The organism is Pseudomonas triticifolii (genome assembly GCF_014358015.1).
In the GTDB taxonomy this organism is placed as follows: Bacteria; Pseudomonadota; Gammaproteobacteria; order Pseudomonadales; family Pseudomonadaceae; genus Aquipseudomonas; species Aquipseudomonas triticifolii.
The window spans coordinates 345,593-367,250 of record NZ_JACONV010000002.1 but is presented as its reverse complement, the minus strand read 5'-3'; the positions used below and the strand labels follow the sequence as shown (position 1 = coordinate 367,250).

General features: G+C 60.2%; 15 protein-coding genes. 6 read left to right on the top strand and 9 right to left on the bottom strand.

All coding sequences use genetic code 11. The annotated features are described in order from the left end of the window. The first annotated feature begins 218 nt into the window (after positions 1–218). Entirely contained in the window at positions 219–1,403 is a 1,185-nt protein-coding gene (gene hmpA, locus H8S56_RS06390) for an NO-inducible flavohemoprotein (RefSeq protein WP_187518162.1), read from the top strand. Positions 1,404–1,406: 3 nt separating this feature from the next. On the opposite strand, the gene H8S56_RS06385 is transcribed toward hmpA, so the two are convergent. From H8S56_RS06385 to H8S56_RS06365, 5 genes are all read right to left on the bottom strand, one after another. After that, positions 1,407–2,354, bottom strand: coding sequence for an alpha/beta hydrolase (locus H8S56_RS06385; RefSeq protein WP_187518161.1), 948 nt, complete (start codon positions 2,352–2,354; stop codon positions 1,407–1,409). Between the two features lie 310 nt (positions 2,355–2,664). Further along, entirely contained in the window at positions 2,665–3,684 is a 1,020-nt protein-coding gene (locus tag H8S56_RS06380; protein WP_187518160.1) for a transketolase family protein, read from the bottom strand. Then, entirely contained in the window at positions 3,681–4,529 is an 849-nt protein-coding gene (locus H8S56_RS06375; protein WP_187518159.1) for a transketolase, read from the bottom strand. Before H8S56_RS06375 ends, H8S56_RS06380 begins: the two co-directional genes overlap by 4 nt. An 18-nt stretch (positions 4,530–4,547) precedes the next feature. After that, entirely contained in the window at positions 4,548–5,849 is a 1,302-nt protein-coding gene (locus H8S56_RS06370) for an MFS transporter (RefSeq protein ID WP_024687638.1), read from the bottom strand. Between the two features lie 109 nt (positions 5,850–5,958). Beyond that, positions 5,959–6,708: an SDR family NAD(P)-dependent oxidoreductase gene (locus H8S56_RS06365; RefSeq protein ID WP_024694287.1), complete on the bottom strand. Its 750-nt coding sequence runs from the start codon at positions 6,706–6,708 to the stop codon at positions 5,959–5,961. A gap of 187 nt (positions 6,709–6,895) precedes the next feature. Between H8S56_RS06365 and H8S56_RS06360 the strand changes: the two genes are divergently transcribed. Beyond that, a complete protein-coding gene (locus H8S56_RS06360) occupies positions 6,896–7,813 on the top strand; it encodes a LysR substrate-binding domain-containing protein (RefSeq protein WP_187518158.1) in 918 nt (305 codons plus the stop codon). 8 nt (positions 7,814–7,821) lie between these two features. Here the strand turns inward: H8S56_RS06360 and H8S56_RS06355 are convergent, their stop codons facing one another. Beyond that, the gene (locus H8S56_RS06355) at positions 7,822–8,031 is read right to left on the bottom strand and encodes a hypervirulence associated TUDOR domain-containing protein (protein WP_024694286.1); all 210 of its coding nucleotides are present in this window, start codon (positions 8,029–8,031) and stop codon (positions 7,822–7,824) included. 466 nt (positions 8,032–8,497) lie between these two features. Between H8S56_RS06355 and H8S56_RS06350 the strand changes: the two genes are divergently transcribed. Next, positions 8,498–10,105, top strand: a complete 1,608-nt coding sequence (locus H8S56_RS06350; protein WP_187518157.1) for a M10 family metallopeptidase C-terminal domain-containing protein — start codon at positions 8,498–8,500, stop codon at positions 10,103–10,105. On the opposite strand, the gene H8S56_RS06345 is transcribed toward H8S56_RS06350, so the two are convergent. Then, positions 10,087–11,034 (bottom strand): bestrophin family protein, encoded by a 948-nt coding sequence (locus tag H8S56_RS06345; RefSeq protein ID WP_187518156.1) that lies wholly within the window; start codon positions 11,032–11,034, stop codon positions 10,087–10,089. The genes H8S56_RS06350 and H8S56_RS06345 overlap by 19 nt on opposite strands. Positions 11,035–11,358: 324 nt before the next feature. Here H8S56_RS06345 and H8S56_RS06340 point away from each other — a divergent pair, with 324 nt between their 5' ends. After that, positions 11,359–12,831, top strand: a complete 1,473-nt coding sequence (locus H8S56_RS06340) for a type III effector (RefSeq protein ID WP_235986751.1) — start codon at positions 11,359–11,361, stop codon at positions 12,829–12,831. Positions 12,832–12,908: 77 nt separating this feature from the next. Here the strand turns inward: H8S56_RS06340 and H8S56_RS06335 are convergent, their stop codons facing one another. After that, positions 12,909–14,156, bottom strand: a complete 1,248-nt coding sequence (locus tag H8S56_RS06335) for a pectate lyase (RefSeq protein ID WP_187518155.1) — start codon at positions 14,154–14,156, stop codon at positions 12,909–12,911. Positions 14,157–14,447: 291 nt separating this feature from the next. Between H8S56_RS06335 and H8S56_RS06330 the strand changes: the two genes are divergently transcribed. After that, positions 14,448–14,837, top strand: coding sequence for a type III secretion system chaperone (locus H8S56_RS06330; protein ID WP_187518154.1), 390 nt, complete (start codon positions 14,448–14,450; stop codon positions 14,835–14,837). A gap of 48 nt (positions 14,838–14,885) precedes the next feature. Here H8S56_RS06330 and H8S56_RS06325 read toward each other — a convergent pair whose 3' ends face one another. Then, positions 14,886–19,991 carry an AvrE-family type 3 secretion system effector gene (locus H8S56_RS06325; protein ID WP_328803362.1) on the bottom strand — a complete coding sequence of 1,702 codons (5,106 nt, stop codon included), beginning with the start codon at positions 19,989–19,991 and terminating at the stop codon, positions 14,886–14,888. 204 nt (positions 19,992–20,195) lie between these two features. On the opposite strand from H8S56_RS06325, the gene H8S56_RS06320 reads away from it, so the two are divergent. Continuing rightward, a complete protein-coding gene (locus H8S56_RS06320; protein WP_187518152.1) occupies positions 20,196–21,614 on the top strand; it encodes a transglycosylase SLT domain-containing protein in 1,419 nt (472 codons plus the stop codon). Positions 21,615–21,658: the final 44 nt, after the last annotated feature.

Here is a 21,658-nt window from a genome sequence, read left to right as displayed (position 1 = left end):
CGTGAGCGTATTCTGATCCGAATCAAGGGCTCAGTCGTTCGCGCACGCAGTCAGGAGAAGGATCGGGTCCTAATGACCTCTTTACCTTGAATAGAGTCATTATGACCTTGTCATTTTGACTCTATTGATCCATTTGCCATTGATTTAATTGGGTTTTTTTGTTGGCACGTGGGTTGCTCTATCCAGGTATCGATTTTCAAACGTTCTGGAGCTATCCCATGCTGACCGACATTCAACGTGACATCGTCAAAGCAACCGTTCCGATCCTTGAGGTCGGTGGCGAGGCTCTGACGACCCACTTCTACGAGATCATGCTGCGCGACTACCCGGAGGTTCGCCCGCTGTTCAACCCGGCCAATCAGACCAACGGTGCTCAGCCTCGCGCTCTGGCCAACGCGGTGCTGATGTACGCTCGCAACATTGATCGTCTGGAGAACCTCGGTCCGCTCGCCAGCCAGATCGTCAACAAGCATGTGGCGTTGCAGATTTTGCCTGAGCATTACCCGATCGTCGGAACATGCCTGCTGCGGGCGATCCGCGAAGTATTGGGTGCCGAAACCGCCACTGACGAAGTCCTCGCCGCCTGGGGCGCGGCCTATCAGCAACTGGCTGACATCCTTATCGGCGCCGAACAAAAGGTGTACGAAAGCATCGCCGCAGCGCCAGGCGGATGGCGTGGCGGGCGTGCGTTCAAGGTGGAAACGAAGACACCGGAAAGCGACGAGATCACCTCGTTCTATCTCAAGCCCGTGGACGGTCAACCGGTTATTGCGCACAAGGCCGGTCAGTACATCGGCCTGCGTCTGCTAGTGAATGGTCAGGAAATTCGTCGTAACTACTCGCTGTCGGCCGCATCGACAGGCATCGGCTATCGCATCAGCGTCAAAAAAGAGGTAGGCGGAGCGGCCTCCAATTACTTGCATGATCAGGTTGAGGCAGGGGACGAGCTGGAGCTGTTTCCGCCGTCCGGTGAGTTCACGCTTATCGAGGGCAGCAAGCCGCTGGTGTTGATCAGTGGTGGTGTCGGCATCACGCCCACCCTGGCGATGGCCGAAGCCGCGTTGGCGGCTGGCGGTAGAGATGTGGTGTTCATTCACTACGCACGCAATGCCGCGGTGCATGCATTTCAGAAAGTGCTCAAGGACTGGCAGGCTGGCTATCCGCAGTTCCGCGCCCATGTGGTCTACAACGACACGGTTGCTGATCCTGCCCAACCCCATGTTGTTGGCCTGCCTGCCGTCGAGCATCTGCGACAGTGGCTGCCTGCGGACCGGGACGTCGAGGCTTACTTTCTCGGCCCCAAACCGTTCATGGCGTTCATCAAGCGGGCGCTGCATGATCTGGGTATTCCGGATGAACAGAGCCATTACGAGTTCTTCGGTCCGGCCGAAGCGCTGGTCTAGCGGCTATGGCGTGCCCTTGTCTGTGCACAGGCAGGCGAGGGCACGCGTGATGTCCTGTTTGAGCTGATCGGTCTGACGGCCCGGATAGTGATCGAACATGTGCGGCACGCCGGGGTACAGGTGCAATTCCACCGGCACGCCGGACCTGGAAAGCTTGAGTGCAAAGGCCAGGTTTTCTTCGAGAAACAGATCCAGCGCGCCGACGCAGATGAAGCTCGGTGGCAGGTCGGTCAGGTCTTTGGCCCGTGAAGGTGAAAACAGCGCCATCCGGTCATCGTCCAGTGCATAGGTACCTTGCAGGCACTGCCCGCAGAACCGGTTTGCCTCGCGGGTCCAGCTCAGGATTCCGGTGGTCGGGTTGTCTTCTGGCGAGGTGGCCGAGCCGGTGCGGTGGTCCAGCATCGGATAGACCATCAACAGCCCTGCCAGCCGATACTCGTTTCTGTCCCGCGCCATGATCGAAACAGCAGCAGCCAGGCCACCACCTGCGCTGTGGCCCATGACCATTACCTTTTCCGTATCCACGCCGAGTGCCAGGCCTTCGTTGAAGAGCCAGGCCAATGCTGCGTAGCAGTCGTTCAGCGGCGTGGGAAAAGTGTGCTCGGGAGCGAGTCGATAATCGACGGCCACGATCAGGACGTTCAGCTCGTTGGCCAGATCGGCCAGATAATCGTCGGCCATCTCCGGGCTGCCCAGCACGAAGCCTCCGCCGTGGATGTACAGAAGTGTGGCGAGTTTTTGTGCAGGATTGAGTTTGTGTGCCGGGCGATAGACGCACAGCCGGATGTGATCCTTACGTGTCCAGTGCTGCTCATGCCTCGCTTCCTCAGGCTGTTTCCAGGCGGCTTCAACGCGATGCCTGATGGCTGGAAGATTATCGAGTGTCCAGACGCTGGAAGGCTCGTCGAGGAAAACGGCGTAGGCCGGGTCGAGCAGGTGGTTGGCATCCATCGTTCAGTCTCATCAAAAAGCGCAGCAAACACTGGATTGTGGGAGGCTTCACCATGTCTTGGTTTTAGCGCTGTCACGTGGCAAACACCGGACTGTGGGAGGGGGCTTGCCCGCGATGAACGATGACGCGGTATATCAGAAAAAACGCATCGTTGTTCATCGCCGGCATGCCGCCTCCCACAGAAAAATAGCGTTTCTTCAGTGACTTATGGGTTGTCTTATAAGAGGCGGCTTGCTGGCGATCTGGCAGGAGCCGGCAGCACGCCCTGCGGGCAGAAGCGGATATCAGCGCCTCTTAACTATCCGACCGCTACAACCAGGCCTTGATCTGTGCGCACACCGCCGGCGTGGAAATGCCGTAGCGATCGTGCAGCGTCGGCAAGGCGCCTGCGTCGAGAAACGCATCCGGTAGCGCAATCTGCCTGAATGTCGGCGTGACGCCATTGCGCAGCAGCACCGTGGCAACCGCTTCGCCCAGCCCGCCGATGATCGAGTGGTTTTCCGCCGTCACCACCAGCCGTCCCGTTTTTCTGGCTTCGGCGAGGATGGCCTGTTCGTCCAGCGGCTTGATGGTCGGCACATGCAGCACCGCGACATCCACGCCATCGGCCTGAAGTTCCTTGGCGGCTTCCAGCGCGCGCATGGTCATCAGGCCGGTGGAAATGATCAGCACGTCATTGCCGGTGCGCAGGGTCTTGGCCTTGCCGATCTCGAACTGATAGCCGTACTCGTCCAGTACCAGCGGAACATTGCCACGCAACAGGCGCATGTACACCGGTCCCTGGTGTGCCGCGATGGCCGGTACGGCCTGCTCGATCTCCAATGCATCGCACGGGTCGACAATCATCAGGTTGGGCATGGCGCGAAAGATTGCGAGGTCGTCCGTGGCCTGATGACTGGGGCCGTAGCCGGTGGTCAAGCCGGGCAGGCCGCAGACGATCTTGACGTTGAGGTTTTCCTCGGCAATGGCCATGCAGATGAAGTCATAGGCACGGCGCGAGGCGAACACCGCATAGGTGGTCGCGAACGGCACACAGCCCTCCCGGGCCATCCCGGCCGCGGCGCTCATCAGCAACTGCTCAGCCATGCCCATCTGGTAGAAACGTTCGGGATGCGCTTTGGCGAAGATGTGCAGGTCGGTGTACTTGGACAGATCGGCCGACAGCCCGACGATGTCCGAACGCTGATCGGCCAGTGCCGCCAGCGCATGGCCAAACGGTGCCGATCGGGTGGCCTGACCTTCGGAAGCAATCGAGGCGATCATCGCCGAGGTGGTGAGCTTTTTCTTCACGGCAGGTGCCGCCACAGGGTTCTGGTTGGCAGTGCTCATACGGTTTGCCCTTCGTCGAGGTTGTTCAGTGCAAGGTCCCACTCGTGTTCATCGACACGGATGAAATGAGTCTTTTCGCGGGTTTCCAGAAAGGGCACGCCTTTGCCCATTTTCGTGTCGCAGATGATCACCCGAGGCTGTGCGCCCGGATGCTGGCGGGCGGCATCGAAGGCAGCGACCAGCGCAGGCAGGTCGTTGCCGTCGACCCGTTGCGTGAACCAGCCAAAGGCCTGCCAGCGATCCACGATGGGCTCGAAGGCCAGCACCTCACTCGAATGACCGTCGGCCTGCTGGTTGTTCACGTCGATGATCGCGATGAGGTTGTCCAGCTTCCAGTGGGATGCCGACATCGCCGCTTCCCAGGTCGACCCCTCGTTCAGCTCGCCGTCCGACAGCAGGTTGTAAACGAAGGAGGCCGAGTGTTTGCGCTTCAACCCCAGGCATGCGCCGACGGCGATGCCAAGCCCGTGGCCGAGCGAGCCACCTGTGATTTCCATGCCCGGCGTGTAGGCGGCCATTCCTGACATGGGCAGGCGGCTGTCGTCCGAGCCGTAGGTTTCAAGCTCGTCCAGCGGAATGATTTCAGCCTCGATCAAGGCGGCGTACAGGGCAATGGCGTAGTGACCGATCGACAGATAAAACCGGTCACGCGGCCCCCACTCCGGGTCCTCGGGTTTGTAGTTCAAGGCGTGGAAGTAGGACACCGCCAGAAGGTCGGCCGCCCCCAGTGCCTGGCCGACATAGCCCTGGCCTTGAACCTGGCCCATACGCAAGGCATGGCGACGAATGTTGTGGGCACGCTGTGCCAGCGACGTGGACGAGGCAGATAACGCTTGGGTTGTCATGGTGATGACTCCGATGATTCAACGATTGACCGAGGCAGCGGGAATGCGCAGGACCAGAAACGCGCCGATGAACAGCACGCCGGTGATCAGGTACATGCCGATGGCGCTGGAGCCGGTCGTGGTCGTGATCCAGCCGATCAGGTAGGGCGAGCAGAAGCCCGCCAGGTTGGCGAAGCTGTTGATGCCCGCAATGCCTGCCGCTGCGGACACGCCGCCGAGCAGGGTGGTGGGCAGCATCCAGAACAGAGACGAGGCAGAGAGCACGCCAGCTGCGGCCAGGCACAGGCTCAGCACCGAGAGCAGCAGGCTGTTGCCGAAGACGGCTGCCAGGCTCAGGCCCAGCGCACCGGCAATCATCGGGATGACAAGGTGCCAGCGGCGTTCGCGATGCTTGTCGCCGCTGCGGCCCATCAACAGCATGGCGACGATGGCGCACAGGTACGGCACGCTGGTCATCAGCCCGATGTGCAGCGGATCGGCCAGCCCGGCGTTGCGGATCAGTGTCGGCAGCCAGAAGGTGATTGCGTACTGACCCATGACCACGCAGAAGTAGATGCAGGCCAGCAGCCACAAACGCCGGTCGCGGATGAACTCACCGACCGAGGCGTGCACGACCTTCTGGCTGTTGTCTTCGGCCAGCTCCTGTGTGATCAGCTCTTTTTCATCATCGGTGAGCCAGGTCGCCTGATGCACGCCGTCCTTCAGGTAAGCCAGCACCATCAGCCCGACGATCACTGTGGGAATGGCCTCGATGACGAACATCCACTGCCAGCCCGCCCAGCCATGAAAGCCTGCGAATGTGGCCATGATGTAGCCCGACAGTGGCCCGCCGATCATCCCGGACAACGGAATGGCGACGAACCACAGTACCGTCATGCGGGCACGTCGATAGGAGGGGAACCAGTAAGTCAGGTAAAGCAGCAGGCCCGGTGCCAGACCGGCTTCGGCCACCCCGAGCAGAAAGCGCAGGCCGTAGAACTGCCAAGCGGTTTCAACGAACGCGAACAGGGCGGAAATGATGCCCCAGGAGATCATGATGCGGGCGATCCAGCGCCGTGCGCCGACGCGATGCAGGATCAGGTTGCTGGGCACTTCACAGAGGAAATAGCCGATGAAGAACATACCGGCACCGAGGCCGTAGACGGCTTCGCTGAAGGCCAGGTCGTTCATCATGGTCAGCTTGGCAAAGCCGACATTGACCCGGTCCAGATAAGCGCACAGGTAGCACAGCATCAGGAACGGCATCAGCCGCCAGGCAGTCTTGCGGTAGGCGTTGGCACGGGCGGTCGAAGCCGCATCGAGGGGCATGGTGGTTATCATGATGGTCTGATCTCTTGTTTTTATAGACCGCCAGGCAAACCAGCCTGGCACGTCGTCGATCCAGAACAAATGCGGGCGTTACAGGCGTGGGTCAGCCCGCGGATGGCGATCAGTGAATCAACATGCCGCCGTTCACATCCAGCGTAACGCCGGTCAGGTACGAGGACAGGTCACTGGCCAGAAACAGTGCCGCATTGGCCACGTCCTGCGCCGCGCCCAGGCGACCCAGCGGAATGCCTTCGATGATCGCGTGGCGTCGCTCGTCCTGCATCAACCCGCCGGTGATGTCGGTATGAATCAGACCCGGCGCGATGGAATTGATACGAATCTGGTCCGGTCCGAACTCCCGTGCCATGGCCTTGCCCAGCCCAAGCACGCCCGCTTTCGCTGCGCTGTAGTGTGGGCCGCCGAAGATGCCGCCGCCACGCTGCGCCGAGACCGACGACATGCACACGATGCTGCCCGAGCCTTGCGCCCGCATGCCCGGAATGACGGCCTGCGACATCAACAGCGTGCCGCGCAGACTGACGTCCAGCACCTTGTCGTAATCGCCCGGACGGATGTCCAGTGTCTTGATGGGTTGGGTGATGCCAGCGTTGTTGACCAGCACGTCGATGCGGCCGAAGTGTTCGATGATCCTGGCAACGGCCTGTTTGACCTGGGATTCATCGGCCACGTTGGCGGCCAGGCCCAGATGGCCTTCGCCCAGCGCGGCGGCAGCGTCGCGTGCGGCGGATTCATCGAGGTCGAGTATCACCACGCGTGCGCCGTGTTGCGCGAACGTGACAGCGGTGGCACGACCGATGCCACGGGCAGAAGCGGCACCGGTGATGATTGCGATTTTGCCTTGAAGCAGCATGAGGGGAGTCCTCTGATTATTGTTATGGCGTCGATTCAAGTGATCGATGGGCTCAGAGTGGTCCGGGGGCTGCTGGCGAGCAATAACGCAAACATCACTGGTCGATGAAAAAAATTCACCTCTCGTCAGGGCCGTCAGGCAGTGCTTGAATGGGAAGAACTCAATTTTCCTGATGCCTGGGAGGCTTATGCGGGCCGACGACAATGCACCCTCCAACCTGCCACCCTTGAAAGCCATTCAGGCCTTCGAGCAAACGGCACGTTTCGGCAACCTGGCGCGCGCCGCCGAAGTGCTGGATCTGACGCCGTCGGCGGTCAGCCATCAACTGGCCAGGCTGGAGGCGATGATTGGCCGGCAACTGTTCGTGCGTGCAGCTCGCGGGGTCACGCTGACACCGGTAGGCGAGCAGTACCTGAAAGAGGTTTCCGGCCTGTTGCACAGCCTGGCCGTGGCCACCGAGCGTGCCGCCAGCGACGTCAGCCTCGATTGCCTGCGCCTGCATTCGTCACCCAGTTTCGGGCTGCTGTGGCTGATGCCGCGTCTGGAAGCCTTTCGTATCAGCCACCCGGATATTCAGATCAACCTGTCATGTTCCTATGAGTCGTTGCACTTCAGTCGTGACAAGATCGATGTCGATATCCGCCACGGCCGACCCAACTGGCCGAGCTATGAAGTGCGTACCGTGCGTCACGAAAACTTCGCGGTGCTGGCGTCACCCAAGCTGCTGGAACGGTACCCGGTCAACAGCCCGGCAGACCTGCTCAAAGGCGAACTTATTTTGTCCGAAGCCACGCTGCTGAAGTGGCCCGAGCTGTTTGCCCAGCATGGCCTGGCGCGGCCGGAAAAACCCTACGCGTTGAGCTTTGATCGCTCCTATATGACGCTGGAAGCGGCCAGCCATGGCCTGGGCTTTGCGCTGGAAAGCACACTGCTGGCACAGAAATACCTGCACAGCGGCGCGTTGCGGGAAGTTGTACCGCACCTGTTGAGTTCGCCGGTGGCTGCACACCACCTGGTGTTTCCCAAGGCCCACTCCAGCTTTCCCAGAGTCAGGCGCTTTCTGGAATGGATGGAGAGCGAGCTGGGTCACGGGTTCGTGTTCTGAATCCGGCTTCAGGCCTTGTGCAGGGCATCTTCGTGGTGCATGGCCAAGTGCCCGGTCTTGTCGCTCTTGACCTCGTATTGGGGACTGTCTTTGGACGCAGGCCGGTGCTTGCCCATGAACGCCACGTCCTTGACATGCACCTTGGTGATCTTGCCGCGTATTTCGCCAGCTTCCGAGTTCCAGCGCACGGCATCGCCAACCTTGAATGAAGTGGGCATGGGGGTTCTCCTTGAGGATCCGTAATTGCTGATTAGAGCCGGGTACTCAGACAGCGTTCAGCCGGCCTGCAGACTCGGATCACGCGTGTGTCTTGTGTCGACACGGCTGCGGTTGAGCGTGCTTGATGATCCGGTTGTTGTTACGGCTTAAAGGGCTTACTTGGCCGCTCACTGTTGTCATAAGCCGTTTTTCAACTTTTCAGGGTTTTTCCACATGACACTTATCATTTAAAAGTTTCATTCCTTTCAACAGGTTAATGGCTCTAGGCGCTTCTGTAAGCACGGACTAAGCACGCTCGTTCCACCTATGAAAAATCTTCGAAACCGCGCAAGTCATTTCATGCCAATAGCCATTTTGTAACGTATTGTGTCCAGGTTGTATCCGTCGCGTCATGGTGCTTTTAACAGGTCTCTACAGCTGTGTAGTTGTGGATTTTTTGTCGTTATTTCCATTGCAGGATTATTTATGCCCAGCCCAGATGGTTCGACCCCCGTTGATTTGCTGACTGAAGAACCCGCTGACGAACGTGTCACGAGTTTGCTGTACGGGCCTTACTGGACCGCCGGACCGTCAGGCAACCACCTGACCTACAGTTTTCATAACGATCAATCGGTGTACACCAGTGACTACAGTCGCAGTCAGGAGCCGAGTGACGCTTTCTCGCTGAGTGCAGCCCAGGTTGCGGCCACCCAGAGTGCGCTGGCCGCGTGGAGTGCGGTGGCGAATATCACCTTCACACAAGTCGAAGATACCGCCACCCAGGTCGGTGATCTGCGATTTGGCGGGTTCAATGGTCTTAAGGGCACGGAGATGGGCCAGGCCTATGTTCCGGGCACCTTGCCCAGGTCTGGCGACGTCTGGATCGGACCTGACGTGAAGGTCGACAAGGTGGAAAAAGGCTCGCTGGATTACCTGACCTTCATTCATGAAATCGGCCACGCGCTGGGCTTGAAGCATTCGTTCGAAGGCTCGCAGTACAACGACGTGCTGCTGGACCCCAAGTTCGAAGACGCCCGCTATACCATCATGAGCTACACCAACGATTACAGCTTCAAACCGACGACGCCGATGCTGCTGGATATCCTGACCATGCAGTACCTGTACGGTGCCAACATGTCGTATCACACCGGCAATGACATCTACAAATGGGCACCTGGGCAGTCGGTTTTCGAGACCATCTGGGACGCAGGCGGCAAGGACACGATCGACGCGAGCAACCAGACGGCTGCGGTCAGTATCAACCTCAATCCGGGCGAGTTCAGCACCATCGGCAAGCCGTTCCTCAACTACAACGTGACACCCGACAGCCCGACAGTGATGGATTCAGGCCTGGCCATCGCCTATGGCGTGACCATCGAAAACGCCATCGGCTCGGCGTTCAATGACACGCTGATCGGCAACGACGCGGCGAACGTACTCGATGGTCGCGGTGGGGTGGACACCATGATCGGCGGGCTGGGCAATGACACCTACGTGATCGATCAGGTCGCCGAGCTGGGGCTGGTCAAGGAGCAGGCCAATCAGGGTGTCGATTCGCTCAAGATCACTTTCGACAACTTCTCGCAGACCGCTATCACCCTGGACCTCAACTCGGCGCAACTGGCCAACTTCGAAAACGTCCACGTGCGTGGCAAGGGCGCGTTCAATGTGGTGGGTAACGAGCGTGACAACACGTTGACCGGCAACGACGCCAACAACATTCTCTACGGCGGTGCAGGCAGGGACAAACTGGTGGGCGGCCTGGGCACTGACATCCTGATTGGCGGCTCAGGCGCTGACCGTTTCGTCTTCAACAGCGTTGCGGAAATGGGCAAGGGCCAGGCGCGGGATGTCATCACTGACTTCAGCAGCCAGGAAGGTGACAAGCTGAGCTTCCTCAAACTGGACGCCAATGCCGATACCCAGGCGCTGGATGCGTTCACCTTCATTGGCAGCGGCGATTTCACCGCTGCAGGCCAGCTGCGTTTCGTCGATCATGTGTTGTACGGCAACGTTAACGGTGACCTGCACGCCGACTTCGAGATCAAGCTGGTCGGGGTCGATACGCTCACGTCTCATGACATTGCGGCGTGAAACGCATGAGGTGTCGAGCGTGTGTCCACGTTCGCAGGTGACAGCAACGGGCCCTTCACGGGCTCGTTGTACATCGAGCACAGGTTTTTCTCGATGTTCTGGCACAGGTCATCCATGCGGATCCGGTGCTGACTGGTGCCGAACGGTGCCTGCAGGTCGGTGCCGATCCGCTCCATCGCCAACAGCAGGCAACCCACCACCGTCGAGATCAGCGGGGTGAACCAGCCCAGGGTGGTCACCATGCTCAGCGGCATGATCACGCAGAACAATGCACTGAACAGCCTCGGGAAATACACGTAAGGGTAGGGCAATGGTGTGTTGGCAATGCGCTCCATGCCGCCCTGGCAGTTGGACAGGTCGAGCAGGGTGGTTTCAAGCCGGGTGAAGCGGATGCTGTCCAGCCGGCCCTCGGCAAACTCGTCGGCAAGGATTCCCGCCGAGCCATTGAGGATGTCATTGGGAACGTTGTTGCTGCTCAGCGCCCGTTGTATTTCAGACTCAGGGATCAGCCCGCCAAGTTGCGCCGCGCTGACATCGCCTTTCAGATGGGCCCGCAGCGCACGCAGGTAGGCCACGTGACGACGCAAAAGCATGGTTTTTACCGGGTTGTGGCGGTGTGCGCCTTCTCCGTCGATCAGGCTCAATACCTGGCGACCATAGCTGCGCGAGGTGTTGACCATCGCGCCCCATAACGTGCGCGCTTCCCACCAGCGATTGTAGGCACTGGAGTTGCGAAAGCTGATCAGCACGATCAGCGCCGAGCACAGCAGTGTCAGTGGCATCAGAGGAATGTCGATGCCGCTGCCTTGCACCAGCATGAAGTCCATCGTCACGCCGATATCCCAGATCAACAGCCACAGCAGCGACCAGCCGACGTAGGTCAGCGTCCTTTTGAAGCACTTCCATTTCTTTTCAAAGAGACCGGTCATGAGGTTGCTCCTGCCCGAGGTTAGAGAATGACTTTTCATACAGTTGTAACAAGTCGTGACACAAACCTACGGGACGAGGCTTAACCGTCGCTTAATCGATGCACCGTGCGTCTTGCCTGCGTCCATTGCCTGGAACCTTCCCTGCACTGATGACCACCCAGCCTCAGTCGATCCTTTCAAGGGCAACCCTGAACACCTGCGTGACGCCTGTCACGGCTTGATCGACCGTCCCGAAGCCAACGCCACCAGGCAGGCAAGCTGTTTTCCGGGACACCTCCCCTGGCGCTTTGCCATTCGAACGGATGCACTCAAGAGGAAAATTCCATGACGCCTATCGTCAACAGTCCCATTCAACAGCCCGCTATTCAGCTCAACGAAATCCACGCTGCCCATGAGTCCGACGCGACCGGATATGTGGAGGCAACCAGCCCCACGGCCCGCGCAGATCTGCAAGCGATCACGGATTATCTGAAAGATCAGGTCTTCGCCGCCCACAAGCTGCCAGCCCCGGCAGACAACGCCTCAAGCGAGGAGCATGCCGCGGTACGGACTCATAACGAGCAGGTCGATGCCTTGGCCGACAGTCGCGCCAAACGCCTGCATGCCCAGGGCGAAACCCAAGGCACCATTGCCGACACCTTCGCCAAGGCGCAGAAGCTCGACCGGCTGGCGACTACCGCGTCCAGTTCATTAAGGGCCATGCCGTTCGCGGCCGCATCGGTGCTTCAGTACATGCAGCCTGCCATTAACAAGGGCGACTGGTTGCCGACCTCGTTGAAGCCGCTGACACCGCTGATCTCCGGCGCGCTGTCGGGTGTCATGGATCAGGTCGGGACGGGTGTGATGAACCGTGCCACCGGCGACATTCATTACCTGGCCGCATCACCGGAAAAGCTTCATGACGTGATGGCCGCGTCCGTCAAACGCCATTCGCCAGGGCTCGTCCAGCAGTCCGTGGACCTGGGCATCGGCGTGCAGACTTACACAGCGCGCAATGCCCTGCGCACGGTACTGGCCCCGGCATTGGCGTCGCATCCCAAGATTCAGGGTGCGGTGGACATCAGCGTGTCGGCCGCAGGCGGCCTTGCGGCCAACGCCGGTCTGGGCAATCGCATGCTCAGCGTTCAGGCACGTGATCACTTGCGCGGCGGGGCGTTCGTGCTGGGCCTCAAGGACAAGGAGCCCAAGGCGGATCTGGAGGCGGAAACGGACTGGCTTGATGCCTATAACGCTATCAAGTCTGCCAGTTACTCCGGCGCAGCGCTTAATGCCGGCAAGCGCCTGGCCGGTCTGCCGCTGGATATTGCCACTGACGGGATGAAGGCGGTCCGCAGCCTGGTCTCGGCCACCAGCCTTACGCAAAACGGCCTGGCGTTGGCGGGTGGTTTTGCCGGGGTCGGCAAGTTGCAGGAAATGGCCACCAAAAACATCACCGACCCGGCCACCAAGGCGGCGGTCAGTCAGCTGACTAACCTGGCCGGTTCGGCTGGCGTGTTCGCTGCCTGGACCACCGCAGGCGTGGTGACCGATCCTGCAGTGGATAAAGCCGAAGCGTTCGTCCAGGAAACGGTGAAGTCAGCCGCCTCCAGCGCAACCGGTTACGTGGCCAGCCAGACCGCAGAACTGGCCAGTGCAGGTCTGCGCGCGGGTGAAGAAGTGATCACGGCAACCGGTGCAACGTTACGCAACACCTACGACACCTTGCGCCATCGCAACGTGCGTGAGCCCGATCTGGAAGAAGGTGGTATCCCGGCAGGGTCGCCGAGTGAATGGCCGCTGGGGGCAGGGCGTTCCTGAGCCCAAGGCTTCAATAAAACGTAAAAAGGGCGCGTTCGAAAGAACGCGCCCTTTTAGGTTGTGGCTTGAACAGTGTTTCAGGCTTCGGTGTGCTGAGTCGAAGCTTTGGTTTTGTCGTAAGCGTGTTTGACGTCGGTCATGGCGATGTTACTGGTGGCCAGTTTCAGGTCTTCGCTGTCGCTTTTGACCAATGCGAACTTGCCGTGGTTGGCTTCGACGTTGTTCAGTTTCAGGTCCATGTCGTCAAACTGTTTGCCACCGTTGGTGCGCACCAGCGTGCCGAAGTTGTCTGCCTTGAAGCCATCCATATTCAGGTGGGTGTTGGCGTTGAGTTGCACAACCTTGTCATCGGCACCTTTGGCGCTACTGTCGAGAATGTTCAGGTTGGTGACTTTGGCCCCACCTTCGCCCTTGACCGTGATCAGGTCTTCACCCACGTTGGCGGCGTGAAGATTCTGGATCGTCACGGCTTTGTCGTTGGCGGCACGAACATGAATGCCGTCAGCCGCGTTTTCGCCCAGGTTGACGTTCTTCAGCGTGGCGCCCTCGGCCAGCTCAAACAACGGTTTCTGGTTCTCGCTCTGGTCGCCGTTGCCTAGGCTGCTGCCGGCGGTGTAGGTCTTGCCGCCACCGTCAAACACCTGGCCTGGGCCTACCTTGATGGTTTCGTTCACCGTCACGGTATCGCCGGATGCCTTGGGCACTTCAACGGGTTTGATGCCAGACGCTGTGCCTGTCCCTATGCCTGTGCCTGTGCCTGCGCCTGTGTCCGTGGGCGTGCCAACGCCGCCACCACTGCCACCGCCACTTGATCCTGAAGTCGTTGGGGTACCGCCGCCTGCGTCGCCGCCGCCATCACCGCCCGCTGCCGTCGGTGTACCACCGCCACCGCCTGTGGCATCTGGCGTAACGCCACCACCGTCACCACCGCCACCGCTATCAGTCGGCTGCGTGCCCAGGCCACTGTTGTTCTGGTACGGGTCCTGTTGCTGTTGCTGCTCATTGGCCGGATTTTTGTCCTGGCCCGTCATCTTCATGAGCATCTGTATGAGCGACATCAGCAGTGCAGTCAGCATCTTGATCACATTGTCCTGGCCTTCACCGGACTTGCTGCCATCGACTGCATTCTGATTGGTGACGTTGGGCGGACCGAAATTGACATCTTGCTGCTTGCCCGTGTTGAACAGCAGGGCGCCGGGATCGATGGATTGCTGGCTTTGTTGATCACCCACTGCGCTCTGCTGAGGGCTTTGGCCATTCAGTGCCGAGAAATCCAGTGCGGGTGGGGTGCCTTGAAGCGGGCGTGGCGAAAGACCGATGCTCATGTGCTTACCTCGTTGATGACACGTTGGCGAGCGAGGTCCTGAATCCATCAGGAAGGATCGCTGCGTCCCTGTCGTTTCGATATCGGGAGTGAGGGCGTTTGGATTGACGTTGCCTGAACTGAGTGGTTACGAAAGCAGGTGCAGTTCCCGTTCTGTCCGGGTTTCGCCCACGCGTGTGCGCTGTCGTTCGTTGAACAAAACACTGGAAACAGCCCCGAGCGAGGAACCGATCAAACCTTGCGGCCACACAGTGTTCGGCATCTTCAGATCCACTCTCTAAAGGACTATGTGATGAAAACTTCCACGACCGTCTTCGCCCGTTTCATCAACGCGTTGGGTACTCAGTTGGGCACCCCGCTGTCGGTGCAGAACGGTGTGTGTGCCCTCTACGACAGCCAGGACCACGAAGTTGCCGTGATCGAGCTGCCCGAACACAGCGAGATGGTGGTCTTCCATTGCCGCGTTGGTCGCAGCCCGGAGCGCGCCGCTGACTTGCAACGCTTGTTGACCCTGAATTTCGATGTCGCGCGCCTGCATGGCTGCTGGTTTGCGCTGGATCAGGGCAACATACGACTGTGTGCCCAGCGTGACCTGGCGTCACTGGATGAGGCCGGGTTTTGTAATATGGCTCGCGGCTTCATTGCCCAGGCACGAGAGGCACGCACGGTCGTGCAGGCCTGATACTCAACGTTGTCAAAAAGCGCCGACCTGGATCGGCGCTTTTTTTCATCAACTTTTCAGCACCAGCCCGGCCTGATTCAACGCGTTGGCTGCTTCCTTGAGGTTTTCCGACGGCCTGGACTGCTCGCCGTCGAAGGTGTAGCCAATCGGCGTGTCCTGGTCTTCGCCGTACTGGAACACGATACGGCCGACCGTTTTGGTCACGCTGAGCGAGGCGCCGCTGTTGTAGCTGACCAGCGGCGTGGGTGAGGTGAAGTTTTCCGGTTGGGTGGCGGTATGAAACACCGTCAGCGCCCTGATGCGCATGTCGTTGCGATTCTCCAGCCGAGTCGCGAGCTCGCCTTGGGTCATGGTGCCTGCGCGGCTGCCCTCGTCGATGTCGTCGATCAGTGAGTCCTTGGGTTCCAGACGGACTCGGGCCAGCGTGCCTTCGCTGGCCTGCATGCCCTTGAGCAGTGCCTTGAGCTTGGGATCGCGCTCCATCAGGTCGGCGACTCTGGATGCGTTGCTAGGGTTGCTCAGCTCCTTCACCGACCCCACGATGCTGGTGATCATGCTCTGTTCGTCCAGGCGCGAGAGGTTGGTGTAGTTGCTTTCAAAGCGCGCATTTTCCAGCACGCTATGGTTGTTGGCCGAGGCTTCGTGCTGCACGGCTGCGCGCTTCACTTCACGTACCGCCTTGTATTGCGCATCCGTGCGCGACGGTCTTTCGGCCACGAAGGCCGTCAGCCCGTCCAGTCTGGACTGGATGGCTTGCTCAGGACTCTTGTCGACATAACGCGGGTCAAGTGGGTCGGCCAATGCGGCCAGCGCGGCTTTCGACGCTGCGTCCTTGTAAGCGCCCTTGAGGCTGTCGGAGAGCTTGTCCAGCGTCTTGGTGGTCATGGGCTGCGCCACCTGATAGCGGAATTTCACGCGTTTGGTGGTTCTGGAATCCACCGTTCCCGTGACCGTCACGCCCATGTTGTTGGCCGCAGACTGGGTGCCGGGTTGCGCCAGCGGGCCGGGATTGGTGTGGGTGCCGCTCAGCTGTGCGCGTCCGCTGAACGCACCGATCAAGGTATTGAGCAAGCGTGGCCGGTTCTTGCCACCCTCGCGCAGATGGACCTTGTCGTTGTTCTGCTCCAGCGAGTAATCGGTGTAGGTCAGCAGGTTGACGGTGACGCTGGCTGCGATGCCCAGACGCGCAACGGCTGACAAGGGATCACTGCCTGTTTCGGACAGGCCGAAGCCGACCCGCAGGTCTGCGTTGGCCCCGGCGGTGATGTCGAAGTTGAAGCGTCGGGCCTCGTAGGTCTCGTGGTCGGCAGCTTTTTGCAGCACCTGCAGCGGGTTTACCTTGCCCTCGAACAGATCATCGACGAATTGATCGATGTCTTCATCCGCGACCCGAAACACGACCCCGGCGCGTTGGGAGCCAGCGGCGGTGGCCGTGAGGTCCATGCCCAGTCGAAAATTGGGTGTCATCCTGCGGTTGTTGCCGATGTTTACACTACGGGCAGGATCGTTTTCGTCGAAAAAACCCGGCCAGTAGTCCTTGCCGCCGCCAACGCCACCGCTCAGGCTGCCGGCCGCTTCGGTCATCAGGTAAAGCGTGATGCCCGCCTCACCGCGCTCGGCATTCATGATGTAGTTGCGGTTGCCCGTCGCGGATGCTGTTGGCCATGGGCCTTGGCCTTTATTGGCGAGCACGGTAAACGGACTGGTGAAGTTCAGGCCGTAGCTACGCTGGATGCTGATTTCGTCGTCGGCATGTTCCAGCTGCTTCAGGGTGGCCTTGAGATTGGCGGCCAGTTCTGCCTGATCCTTGGCACCGCTGGCTGCACGCAGATTGACGCTGGTGGCGTGGTCGGCTTTCTTGAAGGACTTCATGAACGCCTTGACCGCGTCGTATGAGCTTTCAAGCGCCGCGTGATTGGTAAAGCCCATGTCGGTCACCTGCTTGACCGGGTTTTCGCCGTAGGTGGTTTCTTTGAGGTGGGTAAGTTTCTCCTGCAGCGGTCCCAGATCGCTGCCCGGACCGACCAGCTCAAGCTGATCGAGCAGGGTGGAAATGCTTTTAAGGGTCACCACGTCCAGCGCCAGACGCGCCTTGCTCAAGGCGAGCTCGTCACCCTTGTCGCGGCGTTGTCCCAACGGAATGTCGGCTTTCTGGTGGGATATCTTCAAGCCGTTGTCCTTGAGGACTTCCAGCAACTGACCGGTGCGGTTTTCTGCTGACGGGGCGATCTGGGTCAGTGCGTCCTGCAACTCCTTGACCAGATCATGCCCTGAGTTTTTGAAGTTGAGTGTCGCTTTCAGCTCGCTGAGCTTCTTGCCCATCTCGGTGCGTTTGGATGGCTCTGCCAGTTCGCCGTGCAGGTTCAGCACGCCGTCGCGCTGGCGCAGGCTTTTGAACTGGCCGTAACCCTGACCGATGTCGACCAGTGCGGTGTACGTGTGTTTTTCCAGCTCATCGCGGAACGCTTCCAGATCCTTGACCAGATCCGCACCCGCTGGCCCCAGATCAAGGCGCGCGATACGGGCCTTGAGGTCGTTGCCTGCGGCCGGTGGTGTTTCACCGGTTTCATGGATCAGCTCGAGCTGCTTGAACACGGTCGACTGGCAGTCATAGATCGGACGCAGCCCTTCGCGACCCTGATAACTGTGTTGCACATAGTCGCCAACGTTCTTCATCCAGCGTGGCGTTTCAAGGGTGTTCTTGTAGATGTTGGCGCGGACGAACTCCTTGGTGGTGGCGCGATTGCCTTTTTCCATACCGCTGCGGCCCAGCACGTTGATGTCCATCCTGGCCGTGCCGCCAGTGCCGGGAATGCGCTTGGTCTTCAGCGTGCCTGTGATGCGCGAGAACAGATCGTTCAGGCCGTTCTGTTCCACTGGGCGCGGCACTGCCGCTTGCCAGTTGCCGCTTTTGAGCTGGAGCAGGCCATCCCCGGCTGCATCCTCGACCTTGGCACTCAGGATATTGTCATCGTTGCTGTAAAGGGCGACGACGGGCTGGCCATTGGGCGACGCGACGGGTGTCCAGCTGGCCTCTGGATGATCGGCAGGCTTGGCGGCTTGCCAAATATCCTTGGGCAGGCGGAACAGTTCACCGGTGCTGGTCAGGGCATGCAGGTTGTGCTTTTCATCCAGAGCCAGTGTTTTGATGTCGCCTGAAAGCCCTGGAAAACCCAGGTCGACGGGCTTGCGATCTTTATGGTGTGCGGTGAGTCGGCCTTGGTCATCGAGTGCGACGAACTGCTTGTCATTGACCATGGCGAAGGCCTTGATCAGTCGGTCATCCAGGCCCTCGATCTCCTTGCCCATGGCCACCTTGGTCGAGCGCGGTGCCTGGGCCAGCGAAGAGGTGGAGCCGAACGCAGCCTTGTGATACTCGGGGCTGACGTCGAGCTTGTGCAGCTTGCCGCCCTTGAGCACATAAGCGTTGCTGTCGGCCCCGCGTTGCAGTTGGTCGATGTCCTTTATATCGGTGTCTTTCCAGGCCTGCGGGGTCGCATCCCAGCGCTGAATCCGACCGGCGTTGATGGCCACCAGTCCGGACCGATCCAGATTGAGTCGGTCGGCAGGCGAAGGGTCGGTGGTTTGCGTCAGGCCACGTACATTGTCCAGCACCAACGCGTCGGTGAGGTTCCAGCCGCTGTCCAGTTGCGCGCGCTGTTCGTCCAGGGCGTGAGAGTGGACGATACCAGCGCGATCCTGGATCAACGCATGCACGCGTCCGTCATCGCCGCTGATGAACCCGGTGACCATGTGGTGACTGCCACCGGCCGTTAGATAGTGTTCGCGCTCAGGCATCAGCCGCAGCAGCGGGTCATCACTTTCGAACGCCTGACGATCGGCACTGTAAATCCTGCCCTGAGTGTCGGCGACGAACAGTCGGTCGGCGCTCAAACCAACGGCCGCAGCCTCAGACTGTCCGCCGTCGAGTTCCAGTACCTTTTGCCGTTTTGCGCCTCCGATGCCAGGGCTCATGTCCGCCAGCAGGATGGACTGCGCATCATCGCCGCTGAGCAGCGCCACGGTGTTATCCGGCGCAACCGAAAAGGATTTCAGGTCCTTGGCTTCAAGGCGCGGCATCAGCGGGCTGGAAAGGTCGACCAAAACGTCATCGCTTTTTGCGTAGACAGCACCGTTACCGCCCATGGCCAGTGCATTGAACGCGATGTCTTCGGTGCCTTCGGGGGCTTTCCAGCTGGCACTGTCCTGATCGAACTCATACAGCCTGTCTTCATGCACCCGCATGCGCTGGCCATCGGGTCCCTGATGCACGCCGGTAATGTGGGCGATGTGCGCTTTGCCCGGTAGACCGTGAGTTGCGTTACCCGCTGGCGCGTTGACCTGCACCTGTCCTGCTTCGCTCTGCAGGCTGACGGTCAAAGGATCGCCCCCCTGCAGATTGGGAATCAGGCTGCTGCTGCGGATCAACGACAGCGAGTCACTCTGTTGATCCAGGTGAAGCAGATGCCCGTCGGACTCGAGCAGCAGGTGCTGGCTCGCGTCCGGCCGACTGTCATGCGCCAGATACGTCTGGCCGGGCTTGGCCAGGATGCTGTTGAGCAGTGGCCCGACACCGGGCGGGCTGAACGTCGTGAAGTCGGCTTGGCCATTGAGCCCCAGCGCAATCGTGTTCTGTGGCTGGGCGAGGCGCTCAAGACGATCCTGCTGTATCTCGAAACGCCCGGCATTACTGCGCGACAGTGCAGAGGCCGACGTCGATACGGATTCGGAGTCAGGTGCATACCCGGATAAAGAGGCCGGCGCAGATGAAGACGCAGAGGCAGATACAGACCTTGGAGAGTGTTCAGGTTCAGATGCATGGCTCGATCCGGATACCGATTCGGATTCCGATCCTGGCGCATACCCGGATGAAGAGACCGATCTCGATGCGGATCCAGGCACCGGTGTGCGGGTGGGCGTGCTCGTGATTCTGGCGTTGTTCATGCCGGTGGCAGTCTGGCGAGGTGGATGAGGCTTCTGGAAAAGCTTTCCAACACCGTGAGCCATCCGCCTGCCGATAGTGCTCAGAGAGTGGGCGCAGCCTTGCGTCGGTCGCCGGGCTCGTTGTTGTAGGTCAGTGTTTGTGCTGGTACTGGCAACCGCTTCTGGCTGCACGTTGAGTCCGGTGTTCCGGTGGGGTGAATTTACGAGCACGCGATTATCTCCCTGTTTGGCTGGATGGAGCCTTTGACGAATCCCGGCAAGTCTTGCCTGTGTCTGAGTGGCAAGGGAGCGGGCGCAGGTTCCATGCGGTACGCGGCAGGTTGGAGGGGCCTGCCCGGGATGAATGTCCGTCTTCAGGGAACCGGAATGCTGGACAAGCCACGTAGGGTCTACACGATCAGGACATCCCCGCTCATGCCAGCCGTTGACCCTTATCTTACGAGCCGCCATTCGCTTGCCCACTCGATCCGCATCGCCGCCCTGGCGCTGAGCTCGTTGTGCGCAGCCTGCCAGTCCGTGGACTACGCCCAGCCACGCGCTGAGCGCACCCCGAGGCTCATCGCGGGCATGACTTACAGCTCCGAGGTTTCTTCGTCGAGCGGGATAGCGCTCGAGGTGCCCGATGACCTGCCTGCCTATAACGGTGAGGATGTGTGGCAGCGGGTTGCCCAACGCAGCACGCTGGTAAAAGGTAAGGAGATTAACGAGCGGATCGCCCGCCAGCGTGACTGGCTGCTGAGCAACCGTGGTTTTTTGAAAGGTGCCAGTGAGCGAGCTGCGCCTTATCTGCACTTTATCGTCGAGCGTCTGGATGAGCGCCGGATGCCAATGGAGCTGGCGTTGTTGCCGATGATAGAAAGCGCCTACAACCCCATGGCCAACTCGTCGGCCGCTGCGGCGGGCCTGTGGCAGTTCATCCCTTCCACGGGACGTGATTTCAATCTTCATCAGAGCGCCACCTACGACGCCCGGCGTGACGTGGTGGCGTCAAGCAAGGCGGCCATGGATTACCTCACGCGTCTGCACGATGAGTTCGACAACGACTGGCTGCTGGCGCTGGCCGCCTACAATTGCGGAGAGGGCACCGTGGGCCGTGCGGTCGAAGCCAATCGACGGCGTGGACTGCCCACCGATTACTGGAGCCTGTCGCTGCCCAGGGAAACCCAGGATTATGTACCGCGCCTGCTTGCGCTATCGCTGCTGGTGCGCAATCCCGAGGCCTATGGTGTGAAGCTGACACCGGTCGCCAATACACCGTATTTCGACGTGGTTGAACTCAATCATGCCGTGGACATTCCTCGGCTGGCAGCCACCGCGGGCGTGGATGAAGGGCAGTTGTTGCGACTCAACTCAGCCTTTTTGCGCAAGAAGACCCCGGACGGTCCGGGGCGACTGCTGGTGCCCAAGACTCAAAAGCAGTTGCTGACCGCCAGTCTGGCGCGCATGAAGGGAGAGCCGTCCTGGGTGGCACCTGCACCTGCACCTGCACCTGCACCTGCACCTGTGGCGCCTCCTGTCCTGCCGCAGCGGATAGTCGAACGAGGGCCGGTCCCCAAGGTTGTGAAGTCGGCCCCCGTCATCATGGAGCCGCCAACGCCAACGCCAACGCCAACAGCCTTGCCGTCCGTTGTGACCGAACCTGCACCGCAGCGCTTGATGCCTGAGACCGTTGCTGACCGTTCATCACCCGTTTCAGCACCGCCCGTCGTCGTGGAGCGGACACCTCCACCCTCACCGCCAAGCGTGGTCGAGGATCGGCAGCGTCGCACACAGCCTGAAGTGCTGCGTGCAGGTCCGCGTGTCGTAGTGCTTGCGAGCGATCCGCGCCAGTAGATTCAGCTCTACGGACACCTGCGATGCCTCCAGGGATGTGCCCT